The sequence below is a fragment of the Streptomyces sp. NPDC012474 genome, assembly GCF_042955185.1.
In the GTDB taxonomy this organism is placed as follows: Bacteria; Actinomycetota; Actinomycetes; order Streptomycetales; family Streptomycetaceae; genus Streptomyces; species Streptomyces cahuitamycinicus.
The window spans coordinates 435,404-451,517 of record NZ_JBIBEP010000006.1 but is presented as its reverse complement, the minus strand read 5'-3'; the positions used below and the strand labels follow the sequence as shown (position 1 = coordinate 451,517).

14 protein-coding genes and 1 pseudogene are annotated in these 16,114 nt (G+C 71.4%); 5 read left to right on the top strand and 10 right to left on the bottom strand.

Annotation, left to right across the window (positions count from 1 at the left end; all coding sequences use genetic code 11):
• A pseudogene (locus ACFY9S_RS17315) lies at positions 1–216 on the top strand (IS701 family transposase); the annotation flags it as partial.
• Positions 217–316: 100 nt separating this feature from the next.
• On the opposite strand, the gene ACFY9S_RS17310 reads toward ACFY9S_RS17315, so the two are convergent.
• The 5 genes from ACFY9S_RS17310 to ACFY9S_RS17290 all read right to left on the bottom strand — a co-directional run bounded on the left by ACFY9S_RS17310 (position 317) and on the right by ACFY9S_RS17290 (position 6,251).
• Positions 317–475 (bottom strand): hypothetical protein, encoded by a 159-nt coding sequence (locus tag ACFY9S_RS17310; RefSeq protein ID WP_391128769.1) that lies wholly within the window; start codon positions 473–475, stop codon positions 317–319.
• 117 nt (positions 476–592) lie between these two features.
• Positions 593–2,638, bottom strand: coding sequence for a fructose-specific PTS transporter subunit EIIC (locus ACFY9S_RS17305; RefSeq protein ID WP_391128766.1), 2,046 nt, complete (start codon positions 2,636–2,638; stop codon positions 593–595).
• Positions 2,639–2,792: 154 nt separating this feature from the next.
• On the bottom strand, positions 2,793–3,740 hold the full coding sequence (gene pfkB / locus ACFY9S_RS17300) for a 1-phosphofructokinase (RefSeq protein ID WP_391128763.1): 948 nt from the start codon (positions 3,738–3,740) through the stop codon (positions 2,793–2,795).
• On the bottom strand, positions 3,737–4,498 hold the full coding sequence (locus tag ACFY9S_RS17295) for a DeoR/GlpR family DNA-binding transcription regulator (RefSeq protein WP_102911384.1): 762 nt from the start codon (positions 4,496–4,498) through the stop codon (positions 3,737–3,739). The genes pfkB and ACFY9S_RS17295 overlap by 4 nt, the downstream gene beginning before the upstream one ends.
• Before the next feature lie 235 nt (positions 4,499–4,733).
• Positions 4,734–6,251 (bottom strand): DHA2 family efflux MFS transporter permease subunit, encoded by a 1,518-nt coding sequence (locus tag ACFY9S_RS17290; RefSeq protein ID WP_391128760.1) that lies wholly within the window; start codon positions 6,249–6,251, stop codon positions 4,734–4,736.
• A 62-nt stretch (positions 6,252–6,313) separates the two neighbouring features.
• Between ACFY9S_RS17290 and ACFY9S_RS17285 the strand changes: the two genes are divergently transcribed.
• Positions 6,314–7,297 (top strand): WYL domain-containing protein, encoded by a 984-nt coding sequence (locus ACFY9S_RS17285; RefSeq protein WP_391128756.1) that lies wholly within the window; start codon positions 6,314–6,316, stop codon positions 7,295–7,297.
• 164 nt (positions 7,298–7,461) lie between these two features.
• Here ACFY9S_RS17285 and ACFY9S_RS17280 read toward each other — a convergent pair whose 3' ends face one another.
• Positions 7,462–8,217: a TetR family transcriptional regulator gene (locus ACFY9S_RS17280; protein WP_391128753.1), complete on the bottom strand. Its 756-nt coding sequence runs from the start codon at positions 8,215–8,217 to the stop codon at positions 7,462–7,464.
• Positions 8,218–8,652: 435 nt separating this feature from the next.
• Entirely contained in the window at positions 8,653–9,651 is a 999-nt protein-coding gene (locus ACFY9S_RS17275; protein ID WP_102911381.1) for an RNA polymerase sigma factor RpoD/SigA, read from the bottom strand.
• Positions 9,652–9,846: 195 nt separating this feature from the next.
• Between ACFY9S_RS17275 and ACFY9S_RS17270 the strand changes: the two genes are divergently transcribed.
• Positions 9,847–10,365 (top strand): GNAT family N-acetyltransferase, encoded by a 519-nt coding sequence (locus ACFY9S_RS17270; protein ID WP_391128749.1) that lies wholly within the window; start codon positions 9,847–9,849, stop codon positions 10,363–10,365.
• Positions 10,366–10,525: 160 nt separating this feature from the next.
• Here the strand turns inward: ACFY9S_RS17270 and ACFY9S_RS17265 are convergent, their stop codons facing one another.
• Positions 10,526–11,311 carry a dioxygenase gene (locus ACFY9S_RS17265; protein ID WP_391128746.1) on the bottom strand — a complete coding sequence of 262 codons (786 nt, stop codon included), beginning with the start codon at positions 11,309–11,311 and terminating at the stop codon, positions 10,526–10,528.
• A gap of 89 nt (positions 11,312–11,400) precedes the next feature.
• Here ACFY9S_RS17265 and ACFY9S_RS17260 point away from each other — a divergent pair, with 89 nt between their 5' ends.
• Positions 11,401–11,928: a MarR family transcriptional regulator gene (locus ACFY9S_RS17260; RefSeq protein WP_391128743.1), complete on the top strand. Its 528-nt coding sequence runs from the start codon at positions 11,401–11,403 to the stop codon at positions 11,926–11,928.
• Positions 11,929–12,020: 92 nt separating this feature from the next.
• Here the strand turns inward: ACFY9S_RS17260 and ACFY9S_RS17255 are convergent, their stop codons facing one another.
• Positions 12,021–13,562, bottom strand: coding sequence for a DHA2 family efflux MFS transporter permease subunit (locus ACFY9S_RS17255; RefSeq protein WP_391128740.1), 1,542 nt, complete (start codon positions 13,560–13,562; stop codon positions 12,021–12,023).
• Between the two features lie 241 nt (positions 13,563–13,803).
• Positions 13,804–14,448, bottom strand: a complete 645-nt coding sequence (locus ACFY9S_RS17250) for a TetR family transcriptional regulator (RefSeq protein WP_391128737.1) — start codon at positions 14,446–14,448, stop codon at positions 13,804–13,806.
• A gap of 372 nt (positions 14,449–14,820) precedes the next feature.
• On the opposite strand from ACFY9S_RS17250, the gene ACFY9S_RS17245 reads away from it, so the two are divergent.
• Positions 14,821–16,068: a M6 family metalloprotease domain-containing protein gene (locus ACFY9S_RS17245; RefSeq protein ID WP_391128734.1), complete on the top strand. Its 1,248-nt coding sequence runs from the start codon at positions 14,821–14,823 to the stop codon at positions 16,066–16,068.
• The last annotated feature ends 46 nt before the right edge of the window (positions 16,069–16,114 follow it).

Below are 16,114 nucleotides of genomic sequence, written 5' to 3'. Positions count from 1 at the left end.
GCCAAGATCCGCTGGCGCATCGAGCACGACTACCGCGAACTCAAACACGGCCTCGGCCTGGACCACTTCGAGGGCCGCTCCTGGACCGGCTGGCACCACCACGTCACCCTGGTCACCGCCGCCCACGCATTCCTCACCGAACAGCGCCTGGCCCCAAAAGCCGATACAGCGAACTCACCCTCTACCAGATCCTCGACACCATCCAAGACCTGCTGAACTGCTGGACCGGCACCTGCGCCACCTGCCACCGCCCCCCTGCCCAGAGCATCCACCACCAGCCCAAACTCAAGAGCCAGAGCAACCTAACGGAGTCCTACTAGACGTCTCTGTCGCCGAGTTGGCGCACCAGATCGGCGAAGGCGGCTCTCTCCTCGGTGGTCAGTTCCACGGACTCCGACCGGGGGCCCGTCTGCCGCTGTTGCGGGAGGGCGGGGAGCGAGTGGCCTTCGGGCCATCGGGAGAGGTGCTCGGGCATGCGCTCCAGTAGACACCACGGCCCGGGACCATTGTCCCGGGCCGTGATTTTCGTGATCTATCTCGCAGGCGGCATGAACGGTTCACACGCCTCGAAAGGGGCGAACCTTCAGTCGCTTCACGCCGCGACGGGCTGCTTCGTCTCCGCCGCCCGGGCCGCGCCGCCCTCGCCGGAGGCCGCTGCGGCACCCTCGACCGGCTTGCGCAGGCCCTTGAGGACGATCACCAGGGCCGTCGTGACGCAGACGCCGGCGGCGATGGCGATCAGGTAGAGGAACGCGTTGCCGATCAGCGGGACCACGAAGATGCCGCCGTGCGGGGCGCGCAGAGTGGCGCCGAAGGCCATCGACAAGGCGCCGGTGACCGCGCCGCCGGCCATGGAGGCCGGGATGACGCGCAGCGGGTCGGCAGCGGCGAACGGGATCGCGCCTTCTGAGATGAAGGAGGCGCCGAGCACCCAGGCGGCCTTGCCGTTCTCGCGTTCGGTCTGGGTGAAGAGCTTGCCGCGCACGGTCGTGGCCAGAGCCATGGCCAGCGGCGGGACCATGCCTGCCGCCATCACCGCAGCCATGATCTTCATCGCCGAGTCGCTGGGGCTGGCCACCGCGATACCGGCCGTGGCGAAGGTGTAGGCGACCTTGTTGACGGGGCCGCCGAGGTCGCAGCACATCATCAGGCCGAGGAGGGTGCCGAGCAGGATCGCGTTGCTGCCGGACAGACCGTTCAGCCAGTCGGTCATGCCCTTCCGGGCCTCGGCGATGGGCTTGCCGATGACGACGAACATGAGGAACCCGACGACCGCCGAGGAGATCAGCGGGATCACCACCACGGGCATGATGCCGCGCAGCGCCGCCGGGACGTTCACCTTCTGGATCGCCATCACCACGCCGCCGGCGATCAGACCGGCCGCCAGGCCGCCGAGGAAGCCGGCGTTGATGTTGAACGCGATCATGCCGCCGACGAAGCCGGGGACGATGCCGGGCCGGTCGGCCATGCCGTAGGCGATGTAGCCGGCCAGGACCGGGACGAGGAAGCCGAAGGCGACACCGCCGATCTGGAAGAACAGGGCCGCCCAGCTGTCGGTCTGCATCCACATGAAGTGGTCCATCACCGACGGGGCCTTGTCGACCTTGTAGCCGCCGATCGCGAACCCGAGGGCGATCAGCAGACCGCCCGCGGCGACGAACGGCACCATGTAACTGACGCCGGACATCAGCCACTTGCGCAGCTTGGTGCCGTAGCCCTCGCTGGAGTCGCCGGAGCGGTCCACCGGGGAGGACGGGGCGGAACCGGAGGTGACCTCGCCGCGCGCGGCCTTCTCGCGGACCTCGGCGATGAGTTCGGCGGGGCGGTTGATGCCCGCCTTCACACCGACGTCGACGGTGGCCTTGCCGGCGAACCGCTCCTTCTCCCGTACGGGCACGTCATGGGCGAAGATCACGGCGTCTGCCGCCGCGATGACCTGCGGGTCGAGCCGGGTGAAACCGGCCGAGCCCTGGGGTTCGACGGCGAGTTCCACGCCTGCCTCGCGGCCGGCGTTCTCCAGGGACTCGGCCGCCATGTAGGTGTGGGCGATGCCGGTGGGGCAGGACGTGACGGCGACGATGCGGAACGGCCGCTCCTGCGCGGGGGCGGTGTCGTCGGTGACCGTGGCGGCGGCGGGAGAGGCCGCTCCCGCCGACGCCACGGTGTCTGCGGAACCCGCGGGTGCGGGTGCGTCCGGCTCGTCGCCGCGGATCAGGGCCGCCGCGGCCGGCGCGTCGCCCACCGCGCGCAGGGCGTCGGTGAACTCGCTGTTCATCAGCTGTCGGGCCAGCGACGACAGGATCGTCAGATGGGCGTCGTCCGCACCGGCCGGCGCGGCGATCAGGAAGATCAGGTCGGCGGGGCCGTCCGCGGCGCCGAAGTCGATGCCGGCGGCGCTGCGGCCGAAGGCGAGCGTCGGCTCGGTGACGTGCTCGCTGCGGCAGTGCGGGATGCCGATGCCGCCGTCGAGGCCGGTCGGCATCTGGGCCTCGCGGGCGGCCACGTCGGCGAGGAAGCCGTCCAGGTCGGTCACCCGGCCCAGGGCCACCATGCGCTCGGCGAGGGCTCGCGCCGCCGCTTCCTTGGTGTCGGCGGGCAGGTCGAGATCGACCAGGTCCGCCGTGATCATGTCGCTCATCGCGGGCTCCTTAGCACGCGTATCGCCCGGTGGGAGGGGTGGGCGGGGAGGGGAACGGGGGTGCGGTGGGGGGTGACGGGGGTGGCCGCGGGGCCCGCGGGTAACGGGGAGGGGGCCCGCCGCTCGTGCCTCGGTCCGCGCTGCTCGTCGTAGGTCATGACACCGGCTCCTTCAGCACGCGGTCCGCCGGGACCTCGGCCGTGACCGTCACCGCCGCCGGGTCCAGGTCGCTCGGTGTCGGCATGACGCTGCCGGGGAGCTGGACGGCCGCCGCGCCGTGGGCGACCGCGGAGGCGAGGGCCTCGGGGCCGTTGCCGCCGGCGATCAGGAAGCCGGCGAGGGAGGAGTCGCCGGCGCCCACGTTGCTGCGGACCGCGGCCACCCGGGCGCTGCCGAACCAGGCGCCCTCGTGGGAGACGAGCAGCTGCCCGTCGGCGCCGAGGCTCGCGAGGACGGCCCGGGCGCCCATCTCGCGCAGTTCCTCGGCGGCCTTGACGGCGTCGCCGACCGTGCTCAGGGGGCGACCGACGGCTTCCGCGAGCTCCTCGGCGTTGGGCTTGACCACGTCCGGCCGCTCACGCAGGGCGGCGAGCAACGCGGGCCCGGAGGTGTCCAGGGCGATCCGCGCACCGGCGGCGTGGGCACGGGCGACCAGCTCGGCGTACCAGGAGGGGGCGAGTCCGCGCGGCAGGCTGCCGCAGCAGGCGATCCAGGAGGCGTCGCGGGACTGCCGGCGCACGGTCTCCAGGAGCAGTTCCCGCTCGGCGCCGGAGAGTTCGGGGCCGGGCGCGTTGATCTTCGTCAGGACGCCGTCGGACTCGGCGAGGGCGATGTTGGAGCGGGTGGCTCCGGCGACCGGGACGGGCGCGACCTCGATGCCCTGCTGGTCGAGCAGGTCGGCGACGAGGGCGCCCGGGGCGCCGCCCAGGGGCAGGACCGCCACCGTGCGCTGCCCCGCCGCGGCGACGGCGCGCGAGACGTTCACGCCCTTGCCGCCCGGGTCCATCCGCTCTCCGGTGGCGCGGATGACCTCGCCGCGGTCGAGGGACGGCACCTCGTAGGTGCGGTCCAGGGACGGATTGGGGGTGACGGTGAGGATCATGCGCGCACTACTTCCGTGCCGCCGCGCTCGATCGCGACGGCGTCTTCGGGGCTCAGCCCGCTGTCGGTGATCAGCAGGTCCACATCGCTCAGGTCGCCGAAGCGGGCGAAGTGCTCCTGGCCGTGCTTGGAGGAGTCGGCGAGCAGCACCACACGGCGGGCGGCGGCCACGGCCGCGCGCTTGACCGCGGCCTCGGCGAGGTCGGGGGTGGTCAGACCGTGTTCGGCGGAGAAGCCGTTGGCGGCCACGAACAGCACGTCAGCGCGGATCTCGCCGTACGCCCTGAGCGCCCAGGCGTCCACGGCGGCGCGCGTACGGTGCCGTACGCGCCCTCCGATGAGGTGGAGCTGGATGCCGGGGTGGTCGGCGAGGCGGGCGGCGATGGGGAGGCTGTGCGTGACGACGGTGAGGGAGGCCTCCAGCGGGAGGGCGGCGGCCATCCGGGCCACCGTCGTCCCGGCGTCGAGGATGACCGTGCCCGCACCGGGCAGTTCCGCGAGGGCCGCCTTGGCGATGCCGTCCTTCTCGTCGGCGGCGGTCGTCTCGCGCTCGGCGAGGTCCGGCTCGAAGTCGAGGCGCCCGGCCGGGATGGCCCCGCCGTGCACCCGGCGGACGAGACCCGCGCGGTCGAGGGCCTTCAGGTCCCGGCGGATCGTCTCCGCGGTCACCTGGAACTCCTCGGCCAGCGACACGACATCCACTCGGCCGCCGTCACGGGCGAGCCGGAGGATCTCCTGCTGCCGCTCCGGTGCGTACATGTCCGTTCGCCTCCGCCTCATGCCCGAACGTGTGGTTTCAGCGGGAGGCTACGCCGAGTTTTCCGCAAAGTAAACAGGTTCGGACCCAATCGGGCATGAGCAGAAACGGGAGCAGCATTGCGGGTGGACATCTGGAGCAGCACCGTGGGCGGACTCGGGGGCAGCACCGTGGGCGGGAACGCGAACGGGAACGCGAACGGGCCCGGCACCGAGGTGCCGGGCCCGTTTCCCGCGGTCAGACCAACGCGGGGCCGCGAGCAGGTTCCTTCTCCCCCACCGGCACCTGTTCGCCCTCCACGTGCTGCGCGGGGCGCTTCGGCAACGCGAACATCAGCAGGAAGATGACGCCCATCACCGCGGCGACCCAGCCGAGCGCGTTCTGGAAGGCGTCCGCGTAGGCCGGTCCGGTCTGCTCCGGCCGCAGGTGCTCGGAGATCGTGCCGAAGAACACCACCGACACCAGGCCGAGCCCCAGCGCGTTCCCCATCTGCTGCACGGTGTTGAGCAGCCCCGACGCCGAACCGGCGTGCTCGCGCGGCACCTCCGAGAGGATCGCGTCGGTCAGCGGAGCGACGATCAGCCCCATGCCCACGCCCATCACGACGAGCGGGAGGGCCATCTGCCAGGGCGCTATGGCGAGACCGTAGTGCCCGGCCTCCCACATGTAGAGCAGCACTCCGGCCGCCATCACCAGCGCGCCCGCCTGGAGCACCTTGCGCCCGAAGCGCGGGACCAGCTTCTGCACCGACATCCCTGCCGCCACCGACACGGCGATCGAGAACGGCACTCCGGTCAGCCCGGCCTTCAGCGGGCTCCAGCCCAGCCCGAACTGCATGTACAGCGTCCACACCAGGAAGAACACGCCGAGCGCCACACCGAAGACGGTCTGCACGGCGATCCCGGCCGCGAAGCTCTTGACCTTGAACAGCGACAGCTCGACCAGCGGGGAACCGTCCCGCGCGGTCTTGCGCCTCTCGTACACCACCAGCACCGCGAGGACGACGAGCGACCCGGCCATCGAGACGTACCCCCACACCGGCCAGCCCAGCTCACGGCCGCGAATGAGCGGGTAGAGCAGCATCAGCAGGCCCAGCGTCACGAGCGCGACACCCACCAGGTCCAGCTTCAGGGCGCGTGGCGCCTTGGACTCGCTGATGAAGCGGCTGCCGAGGATCAGGCCGGCGACACCCACCGGCAGGTTGATCAGGAAGATCGACCGCCACTCCCAGCCGAACAGGTTCCACTCGGTCAGCAGCGCGCCCAGCAGCGGACCGGACACGGCCCCGAGACCGACGACCGCGCCGAACAGCCCGAACACCTTGCCCCGCTCGTGCGCCGGGAAGGTCGCGTGCACGATCGACAGCACCTGCGGCACCATCAGTGCCGCCATGCCGCCCTGCAGGAACCGCGAGGCGACCAGCATCTCCGGGTTCACCGCGAGACCGCAGAGCGCGGAGGCGACCGTGAACCCGCCGATGCCGACGAGGAAGACCCGCTTGCGGCCGTGGATGTCACCGAGCCGCCCGCCGGTGATCAGCCCGGCGGCGAAGGCGAGGGCGTAACCGGCGGTGATCCACTGGATCTGGCTGAAGGACGCGCCCGCCTCCCGCTGGATCGAGGGGATGGCGATGTTGACGATCGTCACGTCGACGAGGTCCATGAAGGCCGCGGTCATCACGATCGCGAGGGCGAACCAGCGCCGGCGGTCGGTCCCGCCGCCCGCCGTGCCGAGGGTGGTGTCGGTGGAGTTCATGGTGCGAAGTTAGACCCCCAGTAGGTCAGGACGTGTCCTACTGGTGCGGCATCCTCTTCGGTATGACGACGGACACTCCGGCCCGGCTGCTGACGCTCCTGTCCCTCCTCCAGACGCCCCGCGAATGGCCCGGCGGCGAGCTCTCCGAGCGACTCGGGGTCTCCCGCCGCACCGTCCGGCGGGACATCGACCGGCTGCGCGAACTGGGCTACCCCGTGCAGGCGACCATGGGCGCCGACGGCGGCTACCGTCTGGTCGCCGGCAAGGCCATGCCGCCGCTCGTGCTCGACGACGAGGAGGCCGTGGCCATCGCGGTCGGGCTGCGCGCCGGGGCGGGACACGCGGTGGAGGGCCTGGACGAGGCCTCGGTGCGGGCGCTGGCCAAGCTGGAGCAGGTCCTGCCGGGCCGGCTGCGCCACCGCGTGACCACCCTCCAGGCCGCGACCACACCACTGACCAGCGGGGACGGTCCGAGCATCGCGCCCGAGACGCTGACCGTCATGGCCTCGACGGTGGCCGGCCACGAGCGGCTGCGGTTCGCCTACCGGGCCGCTGACGGCACCGAATCGCGGCGCCTGACGGAGCCGTACCGGCTGGTGTCGACGGGACGCCGCTGGTACCTCGTCGCGTACGACATCGACCGGGACGACTGGCGCACCTTCCGCGTCGACCGGGTCAGCGAGCCGTTCGCCACCGGGGCCCGGTTCGCACCGCGCGAACTGCCGACGGGGAGCGCGGCCGAGTACCTGCGGCGCTCGATGCAACGGCAGCAGCAGTCCTACGACTTCGAGGTCACGTTCGCCGCACCGGCCGACTTCGTCGCCACCCGGGTACCCCACTGGCTGGGCACGCCCGAGCCGTTGGACGACGGCAGCTGCCGGCTGCGGGGGTCCGCCGGGGACGCGGTGCAGTGGGTGGCGTTCCGGCTGGCGATGCTGGAGTGCGACTTCGTGGTGCACGAGCCTGCAGAACTCGTCGCCGCGGTCAGGGAGTTGGGGGCGCGGTTGAGCAGGGCGGCCGGCGGGCGGGACGCGGGCGGAGTGTGAGCCGTCGCGTCACGGCCCCCACGGAAGTCCCGCAAGGCCCTGAGAATACGCAGGGCGACCTCCGCCGGCCCGCCCGGACCCTCGCCTCACGGCCCCCACGGGAAGTCCCGCAAGGCCCTGAGAATACGCAGGGCGACCTCCGCCGGCCCGCCCGGACCCTCGCCTCACGGCCCCCACGGGAAGTCCCGCAAGGCCCTGAAATTGCGCAGGGCGAGCTCCGCCGGCCCGCCCGGACCCTCGACGGGCTCGTCGCCCGCGGCCCAAGCCTCCAGCGCGGCACGGACGGCGGCGCTCGCCACGGCGGCGGCGAAGCGCAGCTCAGGGGTGATCGCGGGTGGTTCGCCGGTGGCGGCAACGTTGTCGCCGCCCTCACTCTGGGCGTCGGTGTCTCGGCCGGGCGCCCCGGCCACTGCGGGCACACCAGCCACTGCGGGCACCCCTGGCCCGCCTGCACGTGTCACCCGTTGCGCCAGCACCTCCCCCAGCAGCCGCTCGGACGCCTGGCACACCTCCGCCCACACCCTGCGCAGGGACGGGGTCGCCTCTGCCAGGCGCAGGAGCGTGCGGACCCACTCCCAGGACGACGCCGAGACGCCGACGCCCGGGGTGAGGGTGTGGCGCACCCCATGCTCCAGGGCCCGGAGGACCCCGGCGTCGGCGGGGGCGGCGCGCACCGCCTCCACCCAGCGCTGGGAGCCGGCCGCGTAGAGCGGGGCGACGGCCTCCTCCTTGGTGGCGAAGTACCGGTAGAAGGTGCGCGGGGCGATGCCCGCGGCCTGGGCGATGTCCTCCGCGCGAGTGGCACGCAGGCCGTGCCGCACGAAGAGACCGGCCGCCGCCCGGGCGATCTCCATACGCGTCTCGGCCTTCCGCCGCTCGGTCAGCGAGGGCGAAGGCGGGGTCGGGGTGGTGCTGCTCACGCCCGGCAGGCTATGCCCATGTGACACAATCTGCCATCTGGCGGGCCACCCCGTGGTTCAGGTACGGGGTGCCCCGCCCCCCAGCAAGAGAGCCGGGCTCCGACGTCCGGGGGGAAGGACGCCGAAGCCCGGCCTCGGGGAATGTCCCGGCGCCGGGGGGAGTGCGACGGGACGTGGCTTTCGGGGGTCAGGGGGTGTGACCCCGGGTCGAACTGGTGGACCCAGAAGTCTTGTTCCCTGAGTCCGCGGGTTGAAGCGGCGTTACATCGCCATGTTTGCGCGGTCTTTCGCCACCCGGCGTACGCGGTGCCCTCCGGGCGCACACGGTCCGTCACCAACTGGCCGTGGGGACGGGTCGTACGCCCGGACGCACACCGTGTTCACCGGTCCGGCCGCCCGGCGAAGGGGTGTTGCCCCGCCGCGCGGACCGAGGCGTCACGCCGCCGCGTCGAACCCGGTGCTGCGGGCCAGCTTCTTCAGCTCAAGCAGCGCGTGCTTCTCGATCTGGCGGATGCGCTCACGGGTCAGGCCGTGCTCCTTGCCGACCTCGGTCAGCGTGCGCTCCCGGCCGTCCTCGATGCCGTAGCGCATCTTGATGATGGAGGCCGTGCGCTGGTCGAGCCGGCCGATCAGGTCGTCGAGCTCCTCGCTGCGCAGCAGGGTGAGGACCGACTGCTCGGGCGACACCGCCGAGGTGTCCTCCAGGAGGTCGCCGAACTGGGTCTCGCCCTCGTCGTCCACGGACATGTTCAGCGAGACCGGGTCACGGGCCCAGTCCAGGACGTCGGTGACGCGCTCCGGGTTCGAGCCGAGCTCGGCCGCGATCTCCGCGGGCTCCGGGTCCCGGCCGTGCTCGCGGTTGAACTCGCGCTGCACACGGCGGATCCGGCCGAGCTCCTCCACGAGGTGGACGGGCAGGCGGATCGTACGGGACTGGTCGGCTATCGACCGGGTGATGGCCTGGCGGATCCACCACGTGGCGTACGTGGAGAACTTGAAGCCCTTGCGGTAGTCGAACTTCTCGACCGCGCGCACCAGGCCGGCGTTGCCCTCCTGGATCAGGTCCAGCAGCGGCAGCCCGCTGCGGGGGTAGCGGCGGGCGACCGCGACGACCAGGCGCAGGTTGGAGCGGATGAAGACGTCCTTGGCCCGCTCGCTCGCGTCGACCAGGGCCTGCAGTTCCTCGGGTGAGGCCCCGGCCTTGTTCTCCTCCTGGCCGTCGAGGATCTGCTGTGCGAACACACCCGCTTCGATGATCTGCGACAGCTCGACCTCCTTGGCGGCGTCGAGCAGCGGTGTGCGCGCGATCTCGTCGAGGTACATGCCGACCAGGTCGCGGTCGGCGATCTCGCCGCCATGGGTGCGAACACTGCTTGCCGCGTCGGCCGTCTCGCCGGTGGCGGACTGACGACGGGCGACGGCACGGGTTGCCATGCGAGCTCCCTTGCGATGGTGAGGTCAGCGGGTGGTCCTTCGGACGCTGGACTCCGTCTTCCGGGACTCTCCGGACTCTCCTCGGGTGCCCTGCATCCGATGGAAACAACGACTGGAATCAGGACAGAATTCCCAACCCGGCCCCCGATTTTTCTGATCATGCAGTACCCTGTCTGGCCCACACGGGGAGGCGCGGTGCGGTCGGAACGTACAGAGGTGCAGGTCAGGCCGGGGGTCGAGGGTGACCTCGAAGCCCTCACCGCCCTCTACAACCACTATGTACATGAGACGCCGATCACATTCGATACCGCGATCTTCACTCCGGAGGAGCGCCGCCCTTGGCTGCTCTCCCACCCTGAAGACGGGCCGCACCGCCTCATGGTTGCCACGGAGCCCGACACACGGGAGATCCTGGGCTACGCCACATCCAGCCCTTTCCGAATGAAGCCCGCCTATGCCACCTCGGTGGAGACGACCGCGTACGTGGCCCCGGGCGCCGGCCGGCGCGGCGTCGGCACGCTCCTCTACACGGCCCTCTTCGAGGCGCTGTCGGGCGAGGATCTGCACCGCGCCTACGCGGGCATCGCGCTGCCGAACGAGGCGTCGGCCCGGCTGCACGAGCGCTTCGGCTTCCGGCACGTCGGGACGTACCGGGAGGTGGGCCGCAAGTTCGGCCGGTACTGGGACGTGGCCTGGTACGAGAAGCCGCTGTAGGAGCACCCTCGCGGGCAGGCTCGCCGGGGTCCGTTCGCAGGAGCGAGGTCCTGCCGGGGTCCGTTCGCAGGAGCGAGGTCCTGCCGGGCAGCGCCCTCGGGCAGGCCCACCTGGGCCCGTTCGCAGGAACACCCTCGCGGGCACGCCCACCGGGCCCGTTTCAGCCGAACTGCACCGACCGCTTCGCCAGGCCCATCCAGAACCCGTCGATCACCGACTTCTGCGCGTCCAGCTCACCGGCCGCGTCGGCCGCGCCCATCGTCACGAAGAGCGGGGCGAAGTGCTCGGTGCGCGGGTGGGCCAGCTGCCCGGCGGGGGACTTGCGGGTGAAGTCGAGCAGGGCGTCCACATCACGTGCCTCCAGCGCCCGTCGGCCCCAGTCGTCGAACTCGGCCGACCAGGCGGGGGTGCCGCCCTGCCGCAGTGCGGCCAGGTTGTGGGTGAAGAAGCCGGAGCCGACGATGAGCACGCCCTCGTCCCGCAGGGGGGCGAGCTTGCGGCCGATCTCCATGAGCCGTACCGGGTCGAGCGTCGGCATGGACACCTGGAGGACCGGGAGGTCGGCCTCCGGGTACATCTCGACCAGCGGGACGTACGCGCCGTGGTCGAGACCGCGGTCGGGGACGTCCTGGACAGGGATGCCGGGGGCGCGCAGCAGCTTGCGTACGGACTCTGCGAGCTCCGGTGCGCCGGGGGCGTCGTACTTCACCCGGTAGTAGTGCTCCGGGAAGCCCCAGAAGTCGTAGACGAGCGGGACGGTCTCGGTGGCGCCGAGGGCTAGCGGGGCCTCCTCCCAGTGGGCGGAGACGATCAGGACGGCCTTGGGGCGCGGCAGTCCGGCGGACCAGGCGGCCAGTTCACCGGGCCAGACAGGGTCGTCCGCCAGGGGCGGGGCGCCATGGCTGAGGTACAGAGCGGGCATGCGCTCCTGGGTGACGGCGGACATGCTGCGGCTCCTTCCAAAACGTGGTTCCCTACAAAACTGTACGGACCATTTGTTTAAAGTTCAAGGAGGAGCCGCGTAAAGTGGAACGCATGAAGGCACCCGCATCGACACCGGGCTCAGCCCAGGCGCCCCAGGAACCGCGCTGGCTCACCGACGAGGAGCAGCACGTCTGGCGTTCCTTCATGGAGGGCGTCACCCTCCTCGACGACCATCTCGACCGTCAGCTGCAGCGCGACGCGGGCATGCCGCACGTCTACTACGGCCTTCTGGTCAAGCTGGCAGAGGCGCCGCGGCGACGGCTGCGGATGACCGAGCTCGCGATGCTGGCGAAGATCACCCGGTCCCGGCTCTCGCACGCCATCGCGCGTCTGGAGAAGAACGGCTGGGTGCACCGGGAGGACTGCCCCGACGACAAGCGGGGCCAGTTCGCCGTCCTCACGGACGAGGGATACGACGTGCTGCGGCAGACCGCGCCGGGCCATGTGGAGGCCGTACGCCAGGCGGTCTTCGACCGGCTGACCCCACAACAGCAGAAGTCCCTCGGCGAGATCATGCGGATCGTCGCCGAGGGACTTCAGCCGGCCGAAGCGGGTGCGGACCTGCCCTGGCTCCGCTGACGCGGGAACCGGGCAGGTCCTGGATTCCGTCGGTGCGAGGCGTCCCCTTCCCCGCGCCTACGGATGGCCCGAAGGGGTGCGGTGCGCGGGCGTCAGTGGGCGACGACCGGAATCTGCACCTCGTCCGCCGCGCCCTCATCGGAGGACGCCGCCGTCGTACCGCCCGGGCGGCCGGCGTTGACGAAGGTCAGGGCGATCGCGGCGGCCACCACGAGGATGCCGACGGCGAACCAGATGGCACTGGTGTAGCCCTGCACCATGGCCTCCAGCTGGACCAGCTGCTGCTGGGACCGGCTGGTCGCGCCGGCGATGTGGTCGGCGACGTACGCCGTCGTCGCCGAGGCGGCGATGGTGTTCAGCAGGGCCGTACCGATCGCGCCGCCCACCTGCTGCGAGGTGTTGACCATCGCGGAGGCGACACCGGAGTCCCGCGGCTCGACGCCCTGGGTGGCCAGCGACATGGCCGGCATGAACGCCGTACCCATGCCGAGACCGAGCAGCAGCATCGCCGGCAGCAGCAGAGCGGCGTACGAGGAGCCGATCTCCAGCTGGGTCAGCAGCAGCATGCCCAGCGCGGCGACCAGGAAGCCCGGGCCCATCAGCAGGCGCGGCGCGACCCGGGTCATCAGGCGGGTGCCGATCTGGGTGGAACCGGTGATCATGCCCACGATCATCGGCAGGAACGCGAACCCGGTCTTGACCGGCGAGTAGCCCTTCACGATCTGCAGGTAGTAGGTGAGGAAGAGGAACAGGCCGAACATCGCGATGATCGCGAGACCGAGGGAGAGGTAGATCCCGCCGCGGTTGCGCTCGGTGATCACCCGCAGCGGCAGCAGCGGGGCCTTGACCTTGGACTCGACGAGCACGAAGGTCGCGAGCAGCACGGCCGAGGCGACGAACATGCCGACGGTGACGGAGTCGCTCCAGCCGTCGGACTCGGCGCGGGTGAAGCCGTAGACCAGGGCGACCAGGCCGAGGGTGGACAGGACCACACCGGGAAGGTCGAGCGGCGAGCGGTTGCGGCCGCCCTCCGGCTCACGGATGACGAAGTACGCACCGGCCGCGGCGACGACGGCGAACGGGATGTTCACGAAGAACGTCCAGCGCCAGTCCAGGTACTCGGTGAGGAAACCGCCGAGGATCAGACCGACCGCACCGCCACCACCGGCGATCGCGCCGTAGATGCCGAACGCCTTGGCACGCTCCTTGGCGTCCGTGAACATCACGGCCAGCAGGGAGAGCGCGGCGGGCGCGAGCAGGGCTCCGAAGACGCCCTGGAGGGCGCGGGCGCCGAACATCATCGCCTCGTTGGTGGCCGCGCCGCCGAGCGCGGAGGCCGCGGCGAAACCGCCCAGACCGACGACGAAGGCCTTCTTGCGGCCCCACAGGTCCGCTATCCGGCCGCCGAACAAGAGCAGACCGCCGAAGGCGAGCGCGTAGGCCGTGACGACCCACTGCCGGTTGCCGTCGGAGATGCCCAGGTCCTGCTGGGCGGAGGGCAGGGCGATGTTCACGATGGTGGCGTCCAGGACGACCATCAGCTGGGCGAGCGCGATGAAGACGAGCGCTTTCCAGCGGCCGGCGTCCGGCTCTCCGGCCGGTGCGCCGAGGCTCTTCGAGGCTGTTTCAGACATGGGGATACCCACTTCGGGACTTCGTGACGGAAAAGGGTGACGAAAGGCACGGCTCGTGTGGGGACGGCCGCTGGGACTGTCGTTCAGGGTTCAGACCGGTGGGGCGGCCTGAAACTCATCGGACGGAGTGATCGAACGGAAGCGATCGGACGAGGCATCGGACTGGAGGCATGGACTGGGGCATCGGACGGGAGGCATGGACTGAGGCATCGGACTGGACGCATCGGACTGGACGGACGGGTCAGGGCCGGCGCAGGTCTTCCAGGGTCACGGCCGTGCCCGGGAGGACGGAGCGGGCGGGAGCCCGCAGCCCGTCCAGGAACAGCTGAAGATGGCGGTGGACGAAGCGGTCGGCCCGGAAACAGTCCGTGCCGGCCGGGGGCCGGCTGAGCTGGGCGACGGTGATCATGACGTCTCCGACGTCCACGTCGGACCGGAGCTGCCCGGCCTCCCTGGCTCGGTCCATGACCTCGGCGACCAGCCGTTCGACCCGTTCACGCGCGGCCTCCAGATCCGGGTGGTGCTTGTCGAACGTGCTGGAGACCATCGGGCACAGCGCGCTGATCCGCTCGTCGGCGGCGGCGTGCACGAAGCGCTCCAGCGCCTCGAACGCGTCGCCGGTCTCGGTGAGCGCGGCCTCCGCGGCCGCGGCCGTACGGTTCATGACGGAGCAGACGACCTCGCGGACGAGCGCATCACGGTCCGGGAAGTTGCGGTACACCGTGGCGTTGCCGACGCCGGCCCGGCGGGCGATCTCGTCGAGCGGCACCTCGGGGCCGTGCTCGACGAACATCTCCCGGGCGGCGGTGACGATCCGCTCCCGGTTGCGCAGGGCGTCGGCGCGGGGCCGGGGCGCCTTGCGCGCTTCGGGGGTTGCGGTCTGCACGGCATACTCCTGGTGAGTGAGGCGATCCGGGGACTGCATCCCCGTTTCGGTCGGACACATGGCTAAACGGGGAGTGGGTCCCCGGTATTTCCCGCTCCAGCGGAAATTGTTTGTGACCTGCCTCACAAGCACCTTCGTCCCTTACCGACGGGAAACCCACGATCGGTCTCTTCCAGCGCGCGTCCCCCCACCCCGCGACGCAGGGTGATCGCAAGGGTGCAGCCGGAGACCGGCGGCTGCCGTCGCGCGGGAGGTCCCTTGCAGGTCCCTTGCAGGCAGCCGCGGCCCCGGCGCCCCCGTACGGACGGCACGGGGCCGGGCTGCGCGACCGGCCACCGGATACCCAGGCGCCGTCTGGCCGCCCTGGCCTGCGTGACCGCCCTGACCTTCACGGTCAGCACCTCGGCGGGCACGGGCCGACTCGCCCCGGGCGCCGGCACGGCGGGAGCAGGGCCCATCACCCTGTCCCACACCTCCGCACACGGCCCCTGCATGATCCGCGGCGCCCGCGAGGTCCAGATGTCCGAGGGCATCCCCACCTCCGCCGGCTACACCCGCTCCACCGGCACCGTCCGCGCCCTCACCCTCATGATCGACTTCTCCGACGCCCCCGGCGAGGGCAAGGCCCTGGACCGCTTCCACGAGTTCTTCCCGCAGACCCGGGACTGGTTCCGCACCAGCTCCTACGGCCGCCTCGACTACCGCCCCGAGACCCCGGTCCCGGGATGGCTGCGGATGCCGAAGTCGTTCCGCGATTACGGTATAGAGCGGGGGGCTCCGTTCGAGCCCGGCTACCGCGCCCTGGTCGAGGACCTGGTCGCCACGGCCGACCCGAAGGTGGACTTCCGCGCGTACGACCTGCTGAACGTCCTGGTCACTCCGAACGCCGGCCCCTCCGCCCTGGACACGGTCCTGTCCGTCACCTTCGCGGGCAACCCGGAGGCACCCAGGGCCGACGGCATACCCGTGGCCAACGCTTCCTTCGTCTACTCCCGCCAGGACGACGGCTCCGGCTCCTACGGCCGCACCGGCTACCGCGTCCTCCCTCACGAGAACGGCCATGTCTTCGGCCTGCCCGACCTGTACACCGCGGAGGGCGGGGGCGCGGTCGGCCACTGGGACATCATGAGCGAGGACTGGGGGGCCAACAACGACTTCCTCGGCTGGCACAAATGGAAGCTGGGCTGGCTCGACGCCGCCCAGGTCCACTGCGCGGCGTCCCCCGGCACCACGGAGTACACCCTGACGCCCCTGGCCCTCACCGGCGGCTCCAAGCTGGTCTTCGTCCCCCTGGACGGCAGAACCGGCTACGCCGTCGAACTGCGCACCCGCGCCGGCAACGACGAGGCGGTGTGCCGCCCGGGCGTCCTGATCTACCAGGTCGACGCGGAGGTGGACACGGGCATGGGCCCGGTCACCGTCGTCGACTCCCGCCGCGACAGCGGCGGCTGCACCCGCGCGCCGAACGTCCACGCGGAACTGTCGGACGCGCCGTTCACGCCCGGGGAGACGTTCCGTGACGTGGGGAGGGGGATCACGATCGAGGTGACGGGGGTGGGGGCGGGAGCGGCGGGGGCCGGTGCGGGCGGGGGGTACCGGGTGCGGGTGACGAGGGGGTAGGAAGCACGCGCGACGTACAGGGGCGGGTGGGTGACGAGGGGGCAGG